The following is a 21,523-nucleotide window of genomic DNA, read 5'->3' as shown; positions in this document are numbered from 1 at the left end:
TTAACCACACTAACAGGACAATTTATGCACGCTTTTATAAAAATAATATCCGCTGCGTTATTAACACTTACCGCATCCAGTCAGGCCAATGATCTTACTTTAACAACCGACCAAGGTTTTGAATTAAAAGCGAGTTACTACCAAAGTAATCAAACAAGTGATCGCGCGGTATTGTTACTACATCAATGTAATTACAACAGAACCATGTATAACGACATAGGGCAGCAATTAGCCAATAAAGGTATTCATGCTTTAAGTCTAGATTTCAGGGGATATGGTGAAAGCGCTAAGGGTGAATTTAATTTCGAAAAGGTACGTGCACTACCGAGCGATAAGCAAAGTGCCGCTTGGCAGAAACTTTCAACCCATTGGCCTAGCGATGTTCAGCTCGCTTATAACTATTTAAAAAATAACATGTCAGACAAAGGCATAGTCGGTGTTGTTGGCGCAAGTTGCGGGGGTTATCAAGCCATTACTTTAGCGGAAAAAAATCCCATAAGTGTAATGGGATTTTTCTCATCAGGCCAATCCGAAGATAACATAGCTCGTTATACAAAAACTTTAGCTAACAAACCGACGCTTATTATTGCCTCGGAAAAAGATACCGGTACTTATGAGAGTGCGCAAAAACTATTTAGTGCTTCGACAAATATGGGTAGTAAGTTTATTGCTTACAAAGGCACTGCTCATGGTTACCCATTACTTGACAGTGATACCGAACTAGCCGGTTATATGGTGAGCTGGTTAGATAGCCACTTAGTCAAGTAGCTCAATAAGCACTAAACCATTTAAATCTGTTCACTGTAGGCTTGCTTATTTGCACATGTCGATAGGCGACTTTATTGATGGTTAGGCTAAAAATCATCATACCTAGGTAGTTTTACATCAAGGTCTTCCCAGTTTGCTTTTGAAGTAATAACGTTATGGAATAAGGCCTTGCTGAAATATCAGAATCTAGAATACCTAAACGAAGTCGCAGCCTTGTTGGGTCTTGATAAAACCATTGGTAGCATAAGCCGCACCACTATTTTTTCGACACAATGAACAATGGCAGTAAATAATATCACTTATTTCACCCATAATTTTAATGCTTACCGCCCCAGATAAACACGGCCCCAAATAGATATAATTGACGACTCCGTTGTTTATTTTTAGCGCAAAAAACTGTCCTAACGCTTGGAAATTTTGATAAATTTCAGCCATTAAATTATGACCATTATCATTGAGAAAAAAGTGACAAGCAATATAGGTAAGCGTCGTTAATAAAACGGTACTAGTTGTATTTTATTGGTATAAAGAACATCGAATAAAAAGCACTTACCCTCAAGTTCTATTTATATCAAAATTGCTCGCTTAAGCAGCAACTAACTGCACACTTTATTGTTTAGGGTTTTCATGCGTTTTTCAAAATCAATATTACTTTTCATCTTCATCTTTGGTTGAGCAACGACCACTTCTATTGAGCTTGATGACCGTTATGGTTTTTCAAACCCAATTAATCGCGCCAAGACTGCTGATATAACGCCACAACAAAGTGGGTATTGAACGAGGACTATCGTTTATGACGGAGTACACATTTACAAGCGATCCCCCTAACAAATATTCAAGGTAATCCTAAAAAAATTGACCAATAGCGAAGCGAAGAATTTCATCCTACTTTACATGAACGCCAGCAATCACTAAAAGCAAACTTAGCCAGCAGCCTTATGTTTCAAATGTTGTAGTTAAAACGAAATAATCCATTACCTGATAATATGATTTTATCTAAAGTATTTGATGTTAGCCTTAACCGCCAGCAGAAATGCCCTACGCTTTACCCAACTTACCTGACCATGAATATCAACAATTAACACAATGGTTAGCTAAAGGCGAAAAAATGCCGACAGCCATTGCACCAACCAAGACTGAACTTGTTATGGTTGAACAATGTGAGGTCTTTTTAAAGGGTGACTAAAAAAAAGAACAGCTTGTTGCCCGATATCTTTATGAACATATATATCTAGCTAATTTATATTTTGATGCAACACAACAAAGCTTTTTAAATCTCGTTCGTTCAAAGACACCATCCACACAAGCCCTACAGATTATTACGACACGCCATCCGTTTTAAGACCCTGAAGTTGCAAGTGTTTATTGTCGTTTACAGAAAAAAAAGCAGCTGTTTTAGCCAAGCGTCACATGCCATATCGTTTTGATTCTGCCAAACTCACTCGCTATAAAGCGCTATTTTTTAGCCAGGATTATACCGTAGATAAGCTTTCAGGGTACAAAATACAAAACGCATCAAATCCATTTATTACCTTCCAAGCCCTGCCACTTGAGTCTCGTTATCGCTTTTTGCTTGATGAAGCACAATTCTCAATTATGAATTTTATTAAAGGTCCTGTTGGTCGAAGTAAAATTACTCTCACCGTTATTGAAGACCACTTCTGGCTAGCCTTTGAAAATCCAAATAAGATTGATATTTTGGTATCAACAAATTTTTAGTTGAACACAGTAAGTTATTACCATTTCCTGCAGCAACCAGCAGTAGCGTATTATCAATTTTAGATTGGCGTGAGTATGCAAGCCGACAAAAAGAATACGTTTCAGAAAAACAAGCTTTTATAGAAAAACTTGATCTTCGCTCAGTCAATATTGATCTGGATTGAATTTGGAGTGGTGATAATAACCCTAACGCTGCACTGACTATTTTTCGCCATTTTGACAGCGCCTCTGTCGTTAAGGGATTTTTCAGGCAACCTCCCAAATCTGCTTGGGTTATGCATGACTTGAGCGCATACACTACTTATTAGTGATAGGGTTTGATGTTTATACAGAAGATACACTTAACGTAGCCAAAGGTGCTATTGGTACTTATCCAAAAGCATTTTGTAATATTAACCCACAAGAAGTTGCTGTTGAAAATATGAAAAAAAGCGATAACTTTGATTTAAAAACCCGTTACGCGATAAGACAAACGAATAAGGACTTTTGGATATTTTCAGATAAATTGCACCGATAACTCAAAATGAGTAAGGTATTGAGTTTGGTTTGTTAGATTACACCCGTTTAAAAAAATAATTCTACTGAAAAAAAAGCAAAAAAAAGGCGTTTCTTGAGACCAAGAAACGCTTTATAAAAACATAAACACTAAGGGAAATAAACTCTCGTGTAATAAGAGCACCATTTTTCCAATAAGTTCAAATTAATGTCAATAATTTTATCTTTCTATTCTAAGGTAAACTCAAAAAAAGTTCATCATCTGCTTCACTTTATATTCCTGAGTGGTAACGCCACTTTGATCATGCTTTTTTAACCGGAAGATCAGTTTGCAGTAAAATACTATAAGCCAGTTTAACTGTGCCTGATTGTTCGGTTCTAATTGCATCAATAGAATATGTTGATATTTCCTAAAAATATCTCTGTTAATCGTCAATAATGAAACAAAATTTTTAGGAGACGCTAGTAAATTTTAGAAAAACTTCATCATCTACTGCTCTAAATAGAAAAATATAGTATAGTTATTGAGCACTAATGGTTTTTATTTACCAAAGGACTTATCTATTACAGGGAACGGTTATGATGAATTCAAATATATTTTTAGTAAACTTACCAGAGCATGTCAATAAAAGTTTGCTGCCAGTATTGGAGGCTGAATCTTTAGGAAACATCCAATTATTCACTACTGATAATATTACCCAACCGCTAGATCCCCCTATTAAAAATACTGATTACCTCATCTTTTATATTGAAAAAATAGATGAAGACAGTATGACTCTGCTTGACTTAAAGCAAAATGTACCAACGTTATTGATCACCCATAATTTAAATTTTGAAATGGAAAGAACAGCCAAAGCGCATTATATTGATATGGTTGTTAGCGAAAATAATAGCGAGCTAACGGCTCTTATTTATGGTTTTATCCGGCAACATGATATTTATCGCTTTCAGCATGCGTTAGTCGTCGATGACTCCAGAGTCGATAGTCGCATTGTTGCCAACTTATTAAGCAGCGAGTTTATTCGCAACGATATTGAGCTTAACAGCGAAAAAGTCATCGAGCGTTTAACGTTAACACCTTCTGTAAATATGCTGATACTTGATTATGAAATGCCATGTAAAGATGGTTGCCAATTGATGCAGGAAATCAAAGAGACGTTTTTAAACCGACCATTTATTTTTATTGGCCTAACCGGAAGTAGAAATGGTGCTATAAAATTCCTAACTAATGGTGCTGATGATGTCTTTATTAAGCCTTTTGATAATGAACTCTTTACTTTAACCCTTAGAAAACTGATTTTTAATGTCCACAAAATAAATAAAGACAAACACACCTTAAGTGACTATAAAAAAATTGTTAATAACCTTTCTAAGGAAATATCTGATCCTATCTACGTTTTAACAACGGTTAATGATTGTTTATTAGAAAAAAAAGTCAGTAAAGAACAATACAATACCTTTAAAGAAATCAGCCTGATATGCAAAGAGAAGTTAAGTAATACCTTTGATAGTTTATTAAGTTACTTTGCTGTTTCAAGCTACATGCAAAAATCCGTATTAAAGTCATACTCATTACAATCGATGATATCAACACAACTATATCTAGAATCAAGCAGAGATAAACTGCATAACATTATAGTGAATAAATCGCTTGATGAGGATATCAAAGATTTATCCGTTCCTGAGCAAATTGGTCAAGTTATAAACCAATTAACCCATGATGCCGTATTGCGCTCTCATAACGGAGGAGAACTTAACATAAGGCTTTATTCACAAAATGATGATATTGTTTTTGAAGTTGAACATACGTCACTTTCCTCTTCAAATTCAGAAAAAACCACTACGCCTTTTACCATAGAAGGCTTCCCTGAAAATTTACTTCAAACAGAATCTTTAAATCAATTACTTTGTCAAAAAATCATCAATGAATACGAGGGTTCTCTAGGTGTTCATCATAAAAGTGCTGGAGATGTACATTTTTTTAAAGTCCCTAAGAAATCATTTTTATCAAGAAGTGCAAACCACTAATGTAAGGCAACCGCTAAAATAGTTCATTATTTGTCCTAATACCGCTAAAGTTTACGACTTCTCATATCACTTAACGCTTAAGCAAGTATCGTTAAAAGACAATATGTAAGTCATTCGTATCCAGTCAATAAAGAGAAGTAAAAGTTTCACTTTAATTGAATTAGTCGTAGTCATCGTAATATTAGGCATACTGTCTGCGGCGACATTATCCAAATTTATCAACTTATCAAAAGATGCAAAAATAGCGGTACTGACCCAATTTAGTGAGAGTGCAAAGGTCGTAAATCGCTTGATCTTTTTAAAGTCAAAAATGCCAAGCAATGTCACATTCCCTATGACAGGCCAAGCTAATTTAATCGGCATAGATGGCAATGGCGTGATTGACCTCACGACTGCAGGTTTAAGGTTATTACACTCTTACATTGATAATCATAAACTCTACAAACAAGTTAATGTTTCAGATCTATTTAAACTCTCTGGTAGCAAGGTCTTTGAAGAACAAGACGTAAACTTTGTCTATATTGGTTATGATGCCAATAGTAACAATCAAGTCAGTGACGACAACGGTAACTTTAGATGTACCCAAAGACAATATAAAACAGTAGGTCCAAAATACGATGTGATTGATGATGGTTGTTAATCAACAGAACACGACCTAAACGTTCTATTGTCTACCTGCTTACTTAACACACTTACTACATATAAGGCTGATACTTGGTCGTATTCCTCTGATGATTCCCAGTGGTTATTATTGCTGACCACTATACTTTGATTGTATTTATAACCGTTTCTACAATAACAACCAGTCATCAATTGGAAAAAAATCATCGGCTGCATTAATTAATGAATTAGCCGTCAAAGCAGACACTCCATAAACCTGTGTGTTAACACCATAACGCTCTTTAACTTTTTTAAGCAGTAAATCAAAATCGCCATCTCCTGATAATAAAATAACCGTGTCAACATTATCTGCATGTTCCAGAACATCAATCGTAATTCCGACGTCCCAGTCACCTTTTGCTGAGCCATCTCTGCGCTGAATAAAAGGCTTGAGCTTTACTTCAAAGCCAATGTGTTTTAACGCTTTTTGAAATTTATGTTGAGCATCATCGCTGCGTTGAATAGCATAAGCATTCGCAATAACAATATCGCCTTGTTCACTAATTTGTTGCCAAAACTTACGGTAGTTAAACTGCCTTTGAAAACTATCACGGGTGGTATAATAAATATTTTGTACATCTACAAAGATAGCTATTCTGTTAAGTTTTGTGGTCATTTAAGTACTCGATGATGAAATATATGAGTTATAGCCGTCAATACGACAAACTAGATGCAACATGCTACAATAAACTTACCATTAAAAACACGCCTAAAAGTATAATAATCCAGAGAAAAATACGATGTCAGCCATACGTTTACTATTCTATTTCTTATTACGTTTCCCTATAAAGTTACTCGTACGCAGCAAGATTATGCCTGACAACTATTTAGCGTCAGAAGAAGTAAAACTTGAGCAACCCCAGTTTTATGTTATTCGTCATCAATCGGCCAGTGATATTCTCGCATTACGAAAAGCATGTAAAAGCCTAAAGCTTCCTGATCCCCTCAGCCCGATAACCATTAACGAGCAAAATTTTTCACGCTTATTGTGTTTAGAAAAGCCCACGCCGCTATTTCGTTGGCGAAAAGCCGGCCATACCCAAGCCATAACTCAAGGGTTTGAATTATTAAAACAACACAGCATAAACGAAGCATTAGATGCCCAATTGATCCCCGCTCATGTTATTTGGGGACGTACTCCAACCAAAGAACATAACAATGCCAATATTGGCACAGTGTTAGCAGATCAAGAGTCGCCTTCTTGGTTACGTAAATTTTTCATTGTTTTATTCTTAGGCCGTAATTCTATTGTACGTTTTAGTGAAGCTATTTCGTTTCGTTTAATGGCAGACAAGCATGGAACAACTCAAGCGAGCGCACAAAAGTTAATGCGTATTGCTCGGTTTCATTTTTACCGCCAAACCATTGCAACAACAGGCCCAAGGTTAATGCATCGCCAACAAATGTTTGCCACACTATTAGCTAACCCTTCAATAAAACGTCTGATTCGTGATGAAGCAAAAAGCAAAGCGACAAGTGAAGATGAAATAAAGAAACAAGCTCTCGCCATTATGGATGAAATTGCTGGTGATTACCGCGATTCCATGGTCCGCCTAGGTGCGCGTATCTTAAATTGGTTATGGAATCGCTTGTACAGTGGTATTAACATCAATAATGCAAAAGTGCTAAGAGATCTTGCTCAAGAAGGGCATGAAATTATTTATGTACCTTGTCACCGTAGTCATATGGACTATTTACTGCTCACCTATGTCATTTTTCAAGAAGGTTTAGTTACGCCAAGAATTGCAGCGGGTATTAATTTGAATTTTTGGCCCGCAGGCCCTATATTCCGTAAAGCGGGCGCATTTTTCATTCGCCGTAGCTTCAAAGGTAACCGCTTATATTCAACGATTTTCCGTGAATATTTAGGCTTATTATTTGAACGTGGCTATTCGGTAAAATACTATACTGAAGGGGGACGTAGTAGAACAGGCCGTTTATTGACACCTAAAACAGGTATGCTCGCGATGACCATACAAAGTTTACTGCGTGGCATTGACCGCCCATTAACTTTAGTGCCAGTTTATTTAGGTTACGAACATGTTATGGAAGTGGGTACATACCACAAAGAATTAAGTGGTAGCCAGAAAAAAAATGAGTCTATCTTTGGGGTTATTAAAGCCATTAAAAACTTACGAAACTACGGTAAAGGGTTTGTAAATTTTGGTGAACCTATTAATATTAACCAGTTCTTAAATAAACAGGTACCTAACTGGAAAGAAGACATTGACCTTATCGATCCCCAAAAACCAGCCTGGTTAACACCCAGCGTTAATATTCTAGCGGATCAAGTGATGATGCATATTAATCAAAGTGCTGCGATTAACGGAACCGCCCTTGTTGCTCTTATCTTGCATGCTTGTAAAAATAAGGCGCTTGCTAAAACAGAATTGATCAGTCAGCTCGATCTATTTTTAAACTTACAGCGCAGTGCTCCTTATAGCGAACAACTGACTATCCCTAGCGAAAATGGCCAGCAACTCCTTGACGAAGTTATCTCACTTAATAAAGTGACCGTTAATCAAGACAGTTACGGCGACATTATTTCATTGTCTGAAACAGCAACGTTAGAAATGCGCTACTACCGTAATAATATTTTACATAGCTATATATTGCCTGCACTTATTTGTCGTTTGTTAGAGCGCCACAGTAAAATTAATAAAGAGACTTTATTAATGCAAGTTCAACGTATTATCAGCTTAGTGAAAATAGATTTGTTTTTATGGCAAGACGAAGACGAGGTTGTTCAACAAACAGAACAAATATTAAATTTTTTATATGCCCAAGGTCTTATTACACAAAGCAAAGCAGGGTTTTATAGTGTTGTACACGATATTGAACTTAACCGTAATATTCGACTAATTGGTGAGTGTATTAACGAAACTGTCCAGCGATTTACTATTATTTGTTCATTGATCAGTCGATTGTCACCCATAAATAAAAATGATCTCGAAGACAAAGTTGTTGCTATTGCTCAACGATTATCGGTATTAAATGATATTAACGCTCCTGAATTTGTTGATAAAAAAGCACAAGGGATTTTAATTAAAGCCATGATTGAACAAGGCTATATTAATAAAGATGAAAACGATAAACTTATTGATAGTAGTACATTAGGGTTACTAAAAACGTCGGTAACTCAGTTAATAGACATTGAAGTATTACAAAGTATTATTCGTTAACAAGAGTATAAAAAGGCCGGGTATTGTGTCATCTTTAATAAACATTAGGATGACACAATACACAACACAACTGAGTAATTCACTTACCCCCTTGCTACAAATACTCTATTGATATACCAATAAAAACCACTAATCCGACGTAATGATTATTCAAAAAAGCTTGAAAGCATTTATCACGTTCTCTATTCACAATTAAAATTTGTTGGTAACAGAAAAACCCTGCTGCGACTATAAGGCTTACTTGAAAGGGCCAACCAAAGGCGAGTATTTCACCCACACTCATTAACAACGCCAATGTGGCTAACTGAAGAAATAAAATAATGCGTTTGTCGTGCTGACCAAATAAAATAGCGGTGGATTTAACACCAATTTTTAAATCGTCATCGCGGTCTACCATCGCATACATAGTATCGTAAGCCACCGTCCATAATACGTTAGCACTAAAAAGTAGCCAAGCAACGGTGGGTATTTCTCCCATACCTTCAGCGAACGCCATAATCATTCCCCAGCTGAACGCAGCACCGAGTACGACCTGAGGTAATTGGGTATAGCGCTTCATAAAAGGATAGCTTGCTGCGAGTAGCACCGCGACAGCTGAAAGCTGAATGGTGTACCAGCTTAGTGTTAAAACTAAACCAAGCGCAATACCGATGAGTAAACCAAATATCGATAACGCATCATTAGGTGTCAGCAAACCTGTAACCAACGGCCGATTCTGAGTACGCTTTACTTGTCCGTCTACTTTTCGATCAGCCCAGTCATTAATAACACAGCCAGCACTGCGCATTACAAAAACCCCCAAGGTAAATACAACTAACCAATGTAATGTTGGAAAACCATCGCCAGCAATCCATAATGCCCAATAAGTTGGCCATAACAGTAAATAAGTGCCGATGGGTTTATCAGCACGAGTTATTTTTACAATACCCTGCCACTTGTCTGCAACCAAGCTAGTCATGTTTTTTCCTATGATTTAAGTAAATGAGCACAACGATATCATTGACACAAAAAGCGATTAAGCAAAAATAAATAAGTGACCCTAAAAGGTTTATCAGCACGAGTTATTTTTACAATACCCTGCCACTTGTCTGCAACCAAGCTAGTCATGTTTTTTCCTATGATTCTTTTATTTCTTGTGGTTTATTAGATTGGTATGCAAAGGCATTTGGCAAAAATATTTCAGCAACCATTAAAGGCTTACGGTGTAGCATAAACGTTGAACGACGCCCCCAAAGCAGGCTTTGAGTTGGTAATCCAAGTTGTTGAGCGAGTTTAGCCACAGCACTGTCTGGTGAAAAAGCTGAAATTTCAATACATTTACGATATAAATCTTGTTTGCTAAAGAGTACTTGCCCTAACGACTGGTTACCCAAGTGCGCTAATTGCTGTTCTTCACCGGTTAAACTTTTCAAGGGTAATAAACTACGCGCAAAGACTTGGGGCATGTCATCGCAATATAACAAAACCTCACGCACTAATACTTGCTCACCAACGCTAATATCAGCTGTTGATTCATCTTCTGAGCATAATTGAATTTCTTGTCCCAAAACTTCAACACGAAACTGTTGGCAGCATTGACTTAATCGAGCCGTTAACGAGCTTGGGTCGAGTAACCAGCTTAATAAAGTATCATTAAGTGAAACACCTAAAGGAGACTGCCATGTAGTATTGATCGTAATGGGGAATAATGGATGCGATTGGCTCATAACAACTAATTAATAACTATTTTTATTAAACAATAACCTGCACATCATATCAGTATTGTTTTGTTTTGTTTATGCCGCAGGTAATTTAGAAGCATATAAAGTGAGTTTTAATTGGTGGTTGATAAGTACTTTGAGTACTAAAAAAAATAAAGCGAATAAATTTGCTAATAAAAGCTAAAGATTCATTGTATTATAGTCGATAGTATTTTCAATTCTCCAGTTAATTAGAGCGGCAAAATGAAAAAAACCTTATTAATATTCGCGACATTATTATCATTCTCTTTGCCTTTATCTTCAGTTAAAGCAGCAGATTATGCTTATTTTGGCTTTGAACCCGCTATTATCACTAACTATGTAGCCGTCAAAAAGAAGCTAGGATACGTTCGTCTCACTGTTGAATTGATGATTGAAGACTCTTCAAACTATGAAACGGTAGAGCATCACGCTCCCTTACTACGCGATGCAATTATTACTATTATTGGCCAACAGCCTGAAGCGAAAGTAAAATCGATTAATGGTCGCCATGAAATTCAGCGTTTATGTGAAGAAAAAGTGAAAAACCTTTTAACGATAGAAACAGGTAAGCCATTAATTAAAAAGTTACTTTTCACTCAGTGGTTAGACAACTAAAATAAAAAACGCCGTAGATCTGTAAAGTTGACCTACGGTTTCCATTGCGTAATTAACGTCGTTTCATCAATAAAATATTTACTGCTGCGAGTAAACACCCACTAACTAAACCTAATAAATGCGCTGTATTTGCCATATTAATCGGGAGAAGATCTGCGTATCCCAGTAAAAGCCAAAAAAGTAAAAAACCAATAATAGGTTTAGAAATCATTAAGCCTTTTTCAGGTGCAAGCCAGCCATACCACCAAACATAACCCACTAAGCCATAAACAACGCCCGACAGGCCACCAAAATTAGGGCCTGAAACCATAAACTGACCCAGGTTAGAAACAAGAGCGGTGATCAAAAATAAATTAATGAGCGCTCCTTTACCTAAGACACGTTCTACACTGCCACCTAATTGCCACCACCACATGGTATTAAAGACAATATGCAACCATGAGAAATGAAACAGTGCTGGGCCTAATAACCGTAATGGCGAGTCGAAAAAGGCATCAAGCGTTAACTCAGGATAAAAATGTAATCGCTGAAAGATAGGCTGTGAAAAACCCAACAAACTCATCACAAAAACTAACCAACACACTGCAAAGACCGTTAAGGTTACCCCGCCCGCATGAGCAAGAAATTGCTGCTTAAAACTTGTGATTAATGACGGCGAATTATCCTGAACTTGCGCGAGTTCACCTGTTTGCCATGCGGCTTGCTGATATTTTTCTTGGTAAGGATTGTCAATAAATTCTGCAAAAATTTCTTTTGCTTGATTGACCTTAGTCGCTGCGCAGTAAATAACAAAATCACTGTCATGCTTCTGTACTTTCGCGTCAATATCTAAACTGGTTAAGTAATTTGCAAACAACAAAGCAATATTATGCTGCTTAACTTGTACTAACGGGCTTAGATCATCAGTTGAATTAGATTCCGACATTATGCGCAACCATTTAGTGTTCTACATCTTGTGGAAAACGTAACTGCCAATCAGTAAAACCACCATCAAGTGAATACACTTCAGTAAAGTCTTGGCTAATTAGAAAATCTGCAGCCTGTTGGCTAGAAATACCGTGATAACAACAAACAACAACGGGCGCATCTAAGTCAGCTTCACGAATGAAGTCAGCAAAGTTTTCATTACTCAAATGAATGGCGCCAGGAATATGGTTTGCTTGAAAAGAAGCAGCGTCACGAATATCGACAACAACGTGTGTTTTTTCACTTAAACTTTCGTGTAAAGTGGCAAGTTGCATATGTTTAAAATTTGTTTGTTCAGTCATTTTTTATTTCCCTAAAAATTTACGCCGTTAATGTAGCATAATTTTATATCTAGCCGTTACTATTCAAAACACAGGAAAGTACATATTGATTGGTCATGGGTCTTACCCTATAAAAACATTCTTTGCTGTTTGCCATTTAAAGCTTGTGTACTTATCGGTAATATAGACGACTAATACGTTCATCACTCTCACTAAATGCAATGATATACAGGAAACCTCATGGGCTTTAAAATAGCAAACAATTCCATTCTACGTTCAGATGATTACACAGAATTAGTGCGCGGAAAAACCTATGCTTTTGAACGAAAGGGTCATCAACATCTCGCTGGTGATGTTCCTGTCTGGTTAACAAATATTGATTGGACTGCTCGGGCAGAAATTAGCATTGTTAGTCAGTCTATTGAAAATAACAATATTAAAGGGATATTTCGTGTTGACTACCTCTATCAAAAAGATGAGCAACAAACGCTCACTAGCACTTTTATTCGCATGTATGCCGGGCTCAGTGATCACTACATTTACTTGTTATCTTCACAAGCTGAATATCAGCAAGCGCTAACCGAAGGTAAACTAATACGTGACTCATTAGCCAGTGAAGGCTTTATTCATGCGACGCCAAAAAGTCAATTAAACCGTCTTGCCAATAAGTATTATAAAGATAAAGTTCAGCCACTTATCTTGATTGTTGATAAAAAATTAATATTACCTGAAGTAAAATGGGAACCTGCAACCGGTGGTTTATACCCTCATATATATGGACCATTAAATATGAATGCTGTCACCGCGATTGAAGAAATATCGCTTAATGAAGAGGGAAAATTTCAGCTTTAGTGACTAAAAGTAAAACAAAAAGACTTCTTTATTTAACAATGCCCTAAAACAAAAAAACCAAAACATTTTCATGTTTTGGCTTTTAATATTTTATCAAGCGTTTAGCATATTAAAAACTTTAACGCTTACAAAATAAGGAACCTACAATACTTTCGCGATAGATTGTGCCAAGTAATCAACATTACTATTAGCAATACCCGCAATACTCATACGGCTTGAACCGACCATATAAATACTGTATTCGTCTTGCAATTGTTGCACTTGCTCCAGAGTAATCCCCAAGAATGAGAACATACCCATTTGACGAGTAATAAAGCTAAAGTCGCGAGTAACACCGTTTTCTACTAATTTATCAACGAGTAATTGACGATTTCCATTAATACGGTCACGCATTACTTTTAATTCTGCATGCCACTGTGTACGTAATTCATCAGAACTTAAAATTGTTTCAACTAATGCCGCGCCATGTGCTGGCGGCATAGAGTAAATAACACGAATAACATAAAGCAATACTGACTGAGCAACATCTACTGCGGCTGAGGATTCACCAATAATAGTACAACCACCAATACGCTCACGGTATAAACCAAAGTTTTTAGAACATGAACTGCAGACAATCATTTCTTTGACGTTTTCAGCCATTAAACGTAGACCGTAAGCATCTTCATCTAAGCCAATACCAAAACCCTGGTAAGCCATATCAACTAGCGGTAAGAAACCAACATCTTTAGCCACTTCAACCACTTGCTGCCATTGTTCATTGTTTAAGTCCATACCACTTGGGTTATGACAACAGGCATGTAATAGCACTGCATCATCGCTGCTAACTTCTTTTAATGCTGCTAACATACCGTCGAAATCAAGCGATTTGTTTTCATGGTCGTAATACGGGTAAGTTTTAACCGTTAGACCAGCCGCTTCAAATAAACCGGTATGGTTCGCCCACGTTGGATTACTTACCCAAATGGTAGCGCCAGCTTTACACGATTTAATAAATTCAGCAGCAACACGCAATGCACCTGTTCCGCCTGGAGTAGAAACAGTGCGCGCTCTATTTTCGATAAGCACTTTATGATGACCGAAAATTAACTTGCTCATTTCTTCATTGAATACAGGAGAACCTGTCGGACCAATATATACTTTGGTATCTTCGTGATCGTTACGATATTTTTCAGCTGCTTTCACACAATCTAAAATAGCCGTATGACCCGCTTCATTTTTATAAACACCCACACCTAAATCAATTTTATGTGGGTTTGAGTCTTCACGATATTTAGCCAACAAGCCTAAAATAGGATCGGCAGGCAAAGCCTTTAAGCTACCAAACATGTCTCCAGTTACCTTATTCAATGACGGAATTTTCTTAATTGAACGATGTCGCTCAACAAGAGAAATAAATCCCTATGTTTAAAGCGCAAGCATAGCCCCAATAAGGTGAAAATTAAAGCGTTTAAACTAATAAATTGCATCAACCAATAGCACAAAAGGGACTAAGGAATAACAAGGACAATTTTGTTGTTTATGGTAAAAAGTTTCGCAACGAATTCCATACAGAATTCCATACAGAATTCGTTGCGGTAAAGTGGAGTATAAAATCTTAGAAATTATTAGTAACAGCGGCGATAAAGCCAATAACACCACCAAATATGCCCCCCCAGACAACAAGCCAACCTAAGTGTTTGCGGATCATCGCTTGGATAATTTCCTTTACAAGCTGTGGCGTAAGTTCATTTAATCTTTGATCAATTATTTCACTCACTTTTTCACGCATGTCAGCTATCACACTTGGCTGCTCTAACTCATCTTTGAGGATATTATTAAACGCCTCACTTTGTGAAATTTTACCGACAGTAACTTTCATTTTTTCAATAAATGGTTGCCTTAAAGGCTGCAACGCTTCACTACCTCCAACCATGGCTAACATACCGCCAAACGATGATTTCTCAATCACATCAACTAAATCATCAAAAGCTGGATTTAAATCTATTTTTTCAATAACGGGACTTAAATCTAAAGACGCGACACCACCCGAACCACCGGATAAAAATCGGTCAATATTTTCTTCAGTAAAAAACTGTTCCATCATTAGCTCTTTAATTGCCTTTTTAAAATCTTCAAAGCGTGCTGGAATAACACCAGAACCATATAAAAAAGGCACTTTTTCAAAAAGCATATGTATGGCAATCCAATTGGTAAATGCACCTGACAAAGCAAATAAACCAATCGTAAAAAGTAAAGGTTGCTCGAAAAAATAACCCGCTAAAGTGGCAAGCAAGGCGATGATATTGGTCATAAAGCTTTTATTCACTGAGTACCCCAAAATTTACGTAAGTTTCTATCGCGCTATGTTAACAATTGCATGGTTTTGCGCCAAGTCTTTTGCTGTATAGTGAGATGTAAATAATAAAAATGAAGGACACGTTATGAAGATCATCGTTATTTTAGCGATCAGTAGCTTACTTGCTAGTTTTACTGCTTTTGCAGACAACAACGACCTAGAAAATGAATGGCGGTCATTAGACGTAAAAAAAACAGTATTGTTAATACTCCCCCATGGGAAAGTAGTCATTGAACTTGCTCCACAGTTTTCTCCTACGCATGTTAAACAGTTTATAAAGCTCGTTAAATCAGGTCATTATAACGGCAATAAATTTTATCGTGTTATCGATGGTTTTGTCGCTCAAGGAGGGCCTGACGATGGCAGCCCTGCTGATAAATCTGTACCAATATTAAAAATGGAAGGTGATTTTACTACCGATAAAAATTGGCAGTTCACTAAAATTCAAAACAATGACTTATTCGCCGAACAAACCGGTTTTAAAGACGGTTTTTCTTTAGCACATAATCCCAGCGAGAAAAAAGCTTGGCTAACACATTGCCCAGGGGTGGTAGCAATGGCTCGTGGTAATGAAGCTGACTCTGCTTCAAGCCACTTTTATATAGTGAATGGTCAAGCCACACGTTACTTAGATCGTATTATGACCGTATTTGGTCGCGTAGTTTATGGCATGAATAATATACAAGCGGTCACAAGAACATCGGTTATTGAAGGTGATATTCCGGTTAATAAAAAAGATTTTACGCCGATGCTCAGTATGCAAATGATGAGTGATGTTCCCAAAGAAAAACAAATATTATTACAGGTACAAAATACTGAACACCCCGCCTATAGTGACATGATCGAAAAACGCAAAAAGCGTGAGAATGCTTTTTTCTACAAAAAACCTCCACCGGTATTAGATGTTTGTCAAACCCCCGTACTAAGCCGTATAGCAAAATAGAATAGCGATTTATACCATGACAATTATGAGTGTGTATTATCTACCTCCACACACGCTCATTTCTTTAAGCCTATTCACGGCTATTTAATTAATCTATTCGTTGATTAACCCTGTTTGGCTACCCACCAGTAAAAATATAAAATACAACAATTAACCCCTTGGAATTATGGAATAAAATTGTGAATGATCTTGATGGACTATTACGTTTAATGAATCGAATAAATGGTGACTGTCTGTTAATTTTAATTTTAATTTTAATTTGACATTAACCACTTAGCGCATCAACGATGTAACCAAAATTGCGTTTGATATTATTTGTACCAAATTTTTACAATATCAAAAATACGTTCACCTTCAGGCGTTTGTACGACGACTTCATCATCAACCCTTTTTCCGATAAGCGCTCTCGCCATAGGAGAGTCGAGGCTAATTTCACCTTTTTTCACATCCCACTCATCAGGACCAACAACGCGATAAGTCACTTCTTTATCGTCTTCATTGACAAGTGTTACCCTGGCCCCAAAATACACTTTTCCTTCTTGCTTAGGATCATAATAAACAATGGTTAAGTCTTCGGTACGTTTAACTAAAAAACGTACTCGCCGATCAATTTCGCGTAAACGTCTCTTACCATAAATATACTCGGCATTTTCACTTCTATCGCCTTGAGCCGCAGCTTCAGAAACTGATCTAGTAATAAGAGGACGTTCTTCTTTCCATAAATATTTCAACTCTTTATCTAAGCAGTCCCAGCCTTGGCGGGTAATGTAATTACTTCGTTTCATACTTTTAACCCACTATTTACCGAGCATTTATTGTGACAGGATTAAACTGAACTGACTAGAAAAGATGACAGTGATAAAAATCGATTTTATTTACGAGTAAAACGATAAATAAAGAACATTAAAAACCACCCTGAAATAAATGACATTATGCCTAGTAACGCTATAACATCATTGGATTTTGGGTAAATGCTACTATAGAATTTCTCTTTAGTTAGTTCAAAGTAACGTCTTTTTTCTCCATAAGATTCAACAAAACTATCTCCTCGGTAGAAACTCTCTTTTAATTGCACTTCATTTAAGCGCTTACGATTTTCCTTAATACGAAGATCCAACTCTTCGTCATTTTCATTAATAATACCAATAAGTGAGGTCTTATATCTTTCTAACGGCTCACCTACCTCAATAAAACCAGCCGAAGAATATTCATAGAGGTTTTTAGAAATAAAAATTCCGCGAGTCCCAATGAAATATAAAGCAATGCCAAAGACAATTAACAATACTCCTTGTAAGTACCACTTTTTAATTTTCTCTTCTTCTAACCGACTTTTTTCCGCTGCCTGAACTGCTATTTCTGGAATATGTGTAAGCTGCTCTTGTACGTAACTAATGTCTAAACTTTCTATCAATGCCATACCAGTTAGATCAAAAGCGTTCGCTATTTTTTCAATCACTGCAAAAGAAGGGGTACCCTTTTCATTTTCAAGTTTTGATAAATACGATTGTTCTATTTGTGCTTTTTCTGCTAATTCAGGTTGAGTTAACTCTGCATCATTACGTAATTGTTTTATTTTATCGCCAAGTTTCATGTTTGTTTCCTTTAATCCGTTTTAAGTAAACATTCACATAAGTCGTGAATTTCATAGCGAATTCTTGGCTATCATATCAGGAATAGAAAGATGAATATGAAAACATATTGAAGAATATGATGAATACTAGCCATCTAGTTAAGGAATAATTATCAATAGATACTTATTTATCTAAACAAACCATACCTCATGGGTAAGCAGAGTATTTATTATGACCGTTGACGTGCAAGGATGCACTAATGCCTTGAAGGCAGGATGTCTGAGAAAGACTTTTTGAACATCATAGCTCCTTGCCATCGCAACATACTGGCATAAAAAAGCCTTAACTTTTTCCAAAGTTAAGGCTTTTGGTATTCGTTATGAAATATTCACAATTTTCATAACATAATCACGGTTATTTTAGATTTCGTAACTAACCACTTCATAACCTAATGCTTCAAGTTGTGGTTTTAATGTTTTAGCATCACCCACAACAACCATTAACATATCCGCTAAGTTTAGGTGCTTTTTCGCTAGTGCATTGATTTCGTCTGCACTGATCATTTTAACAATTTCAGCGCGTTCCTTAACAAAGCTTGCCGTTAAATCATGTTCTAAGATTTGTGCTAAAAAACTTAACTTTGCGCGGGGTGTTTCATATTCCAAAGCATCTTGTTGGTTAATAGCATTACGCATAAAACTGAGTTCTTCAGCCGTAATACCTTCAGCTTGATACCCCTTTATTTCGTTAACAAACTCAACAATTGATTTATCAGTAACATCAGCACGAACTTCAGCTGAAGCGGTAAAAGTACCAGAAAACTTGTCGGCGCTAAAGCCTGAACGAGCACCATAGGTATAACCTTTATCTTCGCGAAGATTTAAGTTAATACGGCTATTAAAAGCACCGCCTAATGGAAAGTTCATTAAGTATGACTTGTAATATTCACCAGTAATATCTTGTGTAATAGAACGTTTACCGATACGAATGGCTGATTGTGCTGCGCCTTCTTTATTAACTAAATAAATAACACCTGTTTTTGCTGTTGGATTAGCCAGCGATAATACTAAGCTTTTTCCTTTTCCTTGCCATGCTGAAAACACATTAAGTGATTTAACTAACGCTTTTTCTTTAAGGTCTGATACGACAATTAACTGACTATTAGCCGGTTTAACTTGCTGTTGATAAAAAGCTTTAACATCAGCCAACATCACATTATTGATGCTTTGCTCTGAACCTTGGCTTGAAGTAGCCGCAATGTTATCAGCTTGCAGTAATTGACGATAAGCGGTTGTTGCTAAGTAACCTGCATCTTTCTTACTGTTAATTGCGCCCTGAATAGCATTACTCTTATTACGAGCGAATTCTGCATCAAGAAATGCTGGGTGCATAAGTTTTTCGTTAACTAACGCCATTGTTGCATCAAGATTTTTTGTTAACGTACTCACATTAACATTAAGGTATTGAGTACCTGCATAGATAGCTATTGAGCTACCTAATTTTTGCAGCTCATTACTCATATCTTCTGCACTACGTTTGGTGGTCGATTCGTTCAATACGCTTGCCAATAAAGAAACAACACCCGCTTTCTCTTTATCAGCGTAGTAATGACCCGCAGGAATTTTTAACAAGAGTGATGTCGTTGGCGTTTCAATGCTTTGCGTACCCAGTACTTTAATACCATTAGCTAATGTTTTGTTCCACATTGTAGGTACAGATACCGCTTTATTAGCACCTGATATCGGCATTTTACTCCGGTCAAAATTATCTTGAGCTTTACGCACGACTAAACTGTCTGCTGAAGTTTTTGATGCTTCACCTTGACTACGTGGTGCTGGAGTGAAATTATCTTTCGCTGCAATTAAATCAAGTTTACCTTTTGGCACGATACTCATAATCACACCATGTTGATCTTTAATGTACTTTTTAAAGACACGCATAACATCAGCTTTAGTGACATTGGCATAACGAGCAAGATCTTGTTCAATATAGTTGGGGTCACCTTTAAATGTTTGGTTAGCAGCAAGTGTACTTACTTTACCGGCAACACTTTGCAGACCAAAAATGAAGCTTGCTTCCATACTTGCTTTAACTTTCGCTAAATCATCGTCTTGAACACCACGCTCTTCAAATTCGACTAAACTGTCGCGAATAACTTTTTCAATATCGGCTAAAGTCTTGCCTGATGCCGGATGTGGTAAAGCTAACAAGGTAAATGTACAGGCTAATTCTGCACACGGATGACCTACAGAAGCTTGAACAGCAAGTTGATTTTTAACTAAATTTTTATAAAGCAGTGACGTTTTACCACCACCTAAAATACTTGATAAAACATCAAGCGGCGCTTCATCTTCATGGCGAACAGAAACGGTTGGATAAGACATATAAACTAAAGGTAAGTGAACATTGTCTTCCATTGAAATATAACGATCTTCGTTTAGGCTAAATGTAGGTTTTTCAGGCATGCTCGTTTCAGGGCCACGAGGTATTGAACCAAAGTATTGCTCGACAAGCGCAAGTGTTGCCATAGCATCAATATCACCACCAATGGTTAATGTTGCATTATTAGGACCATACCATTTTAAGAAAAAAGCTTTTAAATCGTTAACATTGACACGATTTAAATCATCCATAAAACCAATGACTGGCCATGAATATGGATGACCTGCTGGGTATAGTGTTTCTGAAACACGTTCATTTAATTGCCCATATGGTCGGTTATCAACACGTTGACCGCGCTCATTTTTTACTGTTTCGCGTTGCACTTCAAATTTTTCTTGTGTTACCGCATCAACTAAAAACCCCATACGGTCAGACTCTAACCACAACATTTTTTCTAATTGGTTAGCAGGAACCGTTTGAAAATAATTCGTACGATCACTATTGGTTGTACCATTTAAGGTACCACCAGCTTCGGTAATTATTTTAAAGTGTTGCTCATCAGCTACGTTTTCAGAGCCTTGAAACATCATATGTTCAAAAAAATGTGCAAAACCTGATTTACCTAATTCTTCACGACCTGAACCTACATGGTAGGTCATATCGACATGAACTAATGGGTCAGAAGCATCTTGATGAAGGATCACTGTCAAACCATTGCTTAGTGTATATTTTTGATAAGGAATAACGGTTTTACCCGCTTCTGCCTTTACTTGCTCAACAAAACTAACACCTGCTGGTAATGTCGATTCAGCCATTGTCGTTATTGGGGTGGTTTGTTCACAGGCTGCTAAACAAGTTAATAGCAGTGGGATGCTCCATTTTTTCAATTTATGCTCCTTAGCGGATTTTTCCTAGCACTGAGAATCAGCGCCAATAGTTACGTACAATATATTATTTGCTTAGTTCCTTTGCCAATGATATTTCATTTTAGTAATACTTTGT

20 protein-coding genes and 3 pseudogenes are annotated in these 21,523 nt (G+C 36.8%); 12 read left to right on the top strand and 11 right to left on the bottom strand.

Annotation, left to right across the window (positions count from 1 at the left end):
- The first annotated feature begins 24 nt into the window (after positions 1-24).
- Complete coding sequence (locus H4J73_RS09640; protein WP_182223453.1) at positions 25-768, top strand: S9 family peptidase; 744 nt, start codon at positions 25-27, stop codon at positions 766-768.
- 86 nt (positions 769-854) lie between these two features.
- On the opposite strand, the pseudogene H4J73_RS09635 reads toward H4J73_RS09640, so the two are convergent.
- Positions 855-1,125: pseudogene (locus H4J73_RS09635) on the bottom strand (GFA family protein).
- A 676-nt stretch (positions 1,126-1,801) separates the two neighbouring features.
- Here H4J73_RS09635 and H4J73_RS20490 point away from each other — a divergent pair.
- The 7 genes and pseudogenes from H4J73_RS20490 (at position 1,802) to H4J73_RS20480 (ending at position 5,650) form a co-directional block, all read left to right on the top strand.
- A pseudogene (locus tag H4J73_RS20490) lies at positions 1,802-2,110 on the top strand (fatty acid cis/trans isomerase).
- A 23-nt stretch (positions 2,111-2,133) separates the two neighbouring features.
- On the top strand, positions 2,134-2,487 hold the full coding sequence (locus H4J73_RS09620; protein ID WP_182180412.1) for a fatty acid cis/trans isomerase: 354 nt from the start codon (positions 2,134-2,136) through the stop codon (positions 2,485-2,487).
- Between the two features lie 164 nt (positions 2,488-2,651).
- The gene (locus H4J73_RS21005; RefSeq protein ID WP_182180508.1) at positions 2,652-2,795 is read left to right on the top strand and encodes a fatty acid cis/trans isomerase; all 144 of its coding nucleotides are present in this window, start codon (positions 2,652-2,654) and stop codon (positions 2,793-2,795) included.
- Positions 2,795-3,004, top strand: coding sequence for a fatty acid cis/trans isomerase (locus tag H4J73_RS09610; protein WP_182223452.1), 210 nt, complete (start codon positions 2,795-2,797; stop codon positions 3,002-3,004). Before H4J73_RS21005 ends, H4J73_RS09610 begins: the two co-directional genes overlap by 1 nt.
- Before the next feature lie 557 nt (positions 3,005-3,561).
- Positions 3,562-5,010: a response regulator gene (locus H4J73_RS09605; protein WP_182180408.1), complete on the top strand. Its 1,449-nt coding sequence runs from the start codon at positions 3,562-3,564 to the stop codon at positions 5,008-5,010.
- Positions 5,011-5,122: 112 nt separating this feature from the next.
- Positions 5,123-5,215 (top strand): annotated as a pseudogene (locus H4J73_RS21000) (type IV pilin protein); the annotation flags it as partial.
- A gap of 105 nt (positions 5,216-5,320) precedes the next feature.
- Positions 5,321-5,650: a hypothetical protein gene (locus tag H4J73_RS20480; protein ID WP_259367936.1), complete on the top strand. Its 330-nt coding sequence runs from the start codon at positions 5,321-5,323 to the stop codon at positions 5,648-5,650.
- Between the two features lie 150 nt (positions 5,651-5,800).
- On the opposite strand, the gene H4J73_RS09595 is transcribed toward H4J73_RS20480, so the two are convergent.
- Positions 5,801-6,286: an NYN domain-containing protein gene (locus H4J73_RS09595; protein WP_182180406.1), complete on the bottom strand. Its 486-nt coding sequence runs from the start codon at positions 6,284-6,286 to the stop codon at positions 5,801-5,803.
- A 124-nt stretch (positions 6,287-6,410) separates the two neighbouring features.
- Between H4J73_RS09595 and plsB the strand changes: the two genes are divergently transcribed.
- Positions 6,411-8,852, top strand: coding sequence for a glycerol-3-phosphate 1-O-acyltransferase PlsB (plsB, locus tag H4J73_RS09590; protein ID WP_182180404.1), 2,442 nt, complete (start codon positions 6,411-6,413; stop codon positions 8,850-8,852).
- Positions 8,853-8,946: 94 nt separating this feature from the next.
- Here the strand turns inward: plsB and ubiA are convergent, their stop codons facing one another.
- Entirely contained in the window at positions 8,947-9,810 is an 864-nt protein-coding gene (ubiA, locus tag H4J73_RS09585; RefSeq protein ID WP_182180401.1) for a 4-hydroxybenzoate octaprenyltransferase, read from the bottom strand.
- 157 nt (positions 9,811-9,967) lie between these two features.
- Positions 9,968-10,558, bottom strand: coding sequence for a chorismate lyase (locus H4J73_RS09580; protein WP_182180399.1), 591 nt, complete (start codon positions 10,556-10,558; stop codon positions 9,968-9,970).
- Positions 10,559-10,795: 237 nt separating this feature from the next.
- Between H4J73_RS09580 and H4J73_RS09575 the strand changes: the two genes are divergently transcribed.
- Positions 10,796-11,188, top strand: a complete 393-nt coding sequence (locus H4J73_RS09575; protein WP_182180397.1) for a flagellar basal body-associated FliL family protein — start codon at positions 10,796-10,798, stop codon at positions 11,186-11,188.
- Positions 11,189-11,240: 52 nt separating this feature from the next.
- On the opposite strand, the gene glpG is transcribed toward H4J73_RS09575, so the two are convergent.
- Together glpG and glpE are read right to left on the bottom strand one after the other, a co-directional pair.
- The gene (glpG, locus tag H4J73_RS09570; protein WP_182180395.1) at positions 11,241-12,113 is read right to left on the bottom strand and encodes a rhomboid family intramembrane serine protease GlpG; all 873 of its coding nucleotides are present in this window, start codon (positions 12,111-12,113) and stop codon (positions 11,241-11,243) included.
- Positions 12,114-12,126: 13 nt separating this feature from the next.
- On the bottom strand, positions 12,127-12,456 hold the full coding sequence (gene glpE / locus H4J73_RS09565; RefSeq protein ID WP_404851851.1) for a thiosulfate sulfurtransferase GlpE: 330 nt from the start codon (positions 12,454-12,456) through the stop codon (positions 12,127-12,129).
- 219 nt (positions 12,457-12,675) lie between these two features.
- Between glpE and H4J73_RS09560 the strand changes: the two genes are divergently transcribed.
- Positions 12,676-13,287, top strand: coding sequence for a DUF952 domain-containing protein (locus H4J73_RS09560; protein ID WP_182180393.1), 612 nt, complete (start codon positions 12,676-12,678; stop codon positions 13,285-13,287).
- A gap of 141 nt (positions 13,288-13,428) precedes the next feature.
- Here the strand turns inward: H4J73_RS09560 and H4J73_RS09555 are convergent, their stop codons facing one another.
- Together H4J73_RS09555 and H4J73_RS09550 are read right to left on the bottom strand one after the other, a co-directional pair.
- Entirely contained in the window at positions 13,429-14,616 is a 1,188-nt protein-coding gene (locus H4J73_RS09555; RefSeq protein ID WP_182180391.1) for an amino acid aminotransferase, read from the bottom strand.
- Between the two features lie 268 nt (positions 14,617-14,884).
- Complete coding sequence (locus H4J73_RS09550; RefSeq protein WP_182180389.1) at positions 14,885-15,595, bottom strand: DUF445 domain-containing protein; 711 nt, start codon at positions 15,593-15,595, stop codon at positions 14,885-14,887.
- Positions 15,596-15,710: 115 nt separating this feature from the next.
- Here H4J73_RS09550 and H4J73_RS09545 point away from each other — a divergent pair, with 115 nt between their 5' ends.
- Complete coding sequence (locus H4J73_RS09545) at positions 15,711-16,568, top strand: peptidylprolyl isomerase (RefSeq protein ID WP_182180387.1); 858 nt, start codon at positions 15,711-15,713, stop codon at positions 16,566-16,568.
- Positions 16,569-16,879: 311 nt separating this feature from the next.
- On the opposite strand, the gene greB is transcribed toward H4J73_RS09545, so the two are convergent.
- The 3 genes from greB to H4J73_RS09530 all read right to left on the bottom strand — a co-directional run bounded on the left by greB (position 16,880) and on the right by H4J73_RS09530 (position 21,408).
- On the bottom strand, positions 16,880-17,353 hold the full coding sequence (gene greB / locus H4J73_RS09540; RefSeq protein ID WP_182180385.1) for a transcription elongation factor GreB: 474 nt from the start codon (positions 17,351-17,353) through the stop codon (positions 16,880-16,882).
- 86 nt (positions 17,354-17,439) lie between these two features.
- Complete coding sequence (locus H4J73_RS09535; protein WP_182180383.1) at positions 17,440-18,159, bottom strand: helix-turn-helix domain-containing protein; 720 nt, start codon at positions 18,157-18,159, stop codon at positions 17,440-17,442.
- A 399-nt stretch (positions 18,160-18,558) separates the two neighbouring features.
- Complete coding sequence (locus tag H4J73_RS09530) at positions 18,559-21,408, bottom strand: pitrilysin family protein (RefSeq protein ID WP_259366648.1); 2,850 nt, start codon at positions 21,406-21,408, stop codon at positions 18,559-18,561.
- Positions 21,409-21,523 lie beyond the last annotated feature (115 nt).

The organism is Colwellia sp. MB3u-41 (assembly GCF_014076845.1).
In the GTDB taxonomy this organism is placed as follows: Bacteria; Pseudomonadota; Gammaproteobacteria; order Enterobacterales; family Alteromonadaceae; genus Colwellia_A.
This window is presented reverse-complemented; position numbering and strand designations above follow the sequence as displayed.

Coding starts and splice junctions, on each gene's coding strand:
- H4J73_RS09595 (WP_182180406.1), bottom strand. CDS start 6,286: ATGACCACAAAACTTAACAGAATAGCTATCTTTGTAGATGTACAAAAT.
- H4J73_RS09555 (WP_182180391.1), bottom strand. CDS start 14,616: ATGTTTGGTAGCTTAAAGGCTTTGCCTGCCGATCCTATTTTAGGCTTG.
- plsB (WP_182180404.1), top strand. CDS start 6,411: ATGTCAGCCATACGTTTACTATTCTATTTCTTATTACGTTTCCCTATA.
- glpG (WP_182180395.1), bottom strand. CDS start 12,113: ATGTCGGAATCTAATTCAACTGATGATCTAAGCCCGTTAGTACAAGTT.
- H4J73_RS09580 (WP_182180399.1), bottom strand. CDS start 10,558: ATGAGCCAATCGCATCCATTATTCCCCATTACGATCAATACTACATGG.
- ubiA (WP_182180401.1), bottom strand. CDS start 9,810: ATGACTAGCTTGGTTGCAGACAAGTGGCAGGGTATTGTAAAAATAACT.
- H4J73_RS09545 (WP_182180387.1), top strand. CDS start 15,711: ATGAAGATCATCGTTATTTTAGCGATCAGTAGCTTACTTGCTAGTTTT.
- H4J73_RS09640 (WP_182223453.1), top strand. CDS start 25: ATGCACGCTTTTATAAAAATAATATCCGCTGCGTTATTAACACTTACC.
- H4J73_RS09535 (WP_182180383.1), bottom strand. CDS start 18,159: ATGAAACTTGGCGATAAAATAAAACAATTACGTAATGATGCAGAGTTA.
- glpE (WP_404851851.1), bottom strand. CDS start 12,456: ATGACTGAACAAACAAATTTTAAACATATGCAACTTGCCACTTTACAC.
- H4J73_RS09575 (WP_182180397.1), top strand. CDS start 10,796: ATGAAAAAAACCTTATTAATATTCGCGACATTATTATCATTCTCTTTG.
- greB (WP_182180385.1), bottom strand. CDS start 17,353: ATGAAACGAAGTAATTACATTACCCGCCAAGGCTGGGACTGCTTAGAT.
- H4J73_RS09605 (WP_182180408.1), top strand. CDS start 3,562: ATGATGAATTCAAATATATTTTTAGTAAACTTACCAGAGCATGTCAAT.
- H4J73_RS20480 (WP_259367936.1), top strand. CDS start 5,321: ATGCCAAGCAATGTCACATTCCCTATGACAGGCCAAGCTAATTTAATC.
- H4J73_RS09560 (WP_182180393.1), top strand. CDS start 12,676: ATGGGCTTTAAAATAGCAAACAATTCCATTCTACGTTCAGATGATTAC.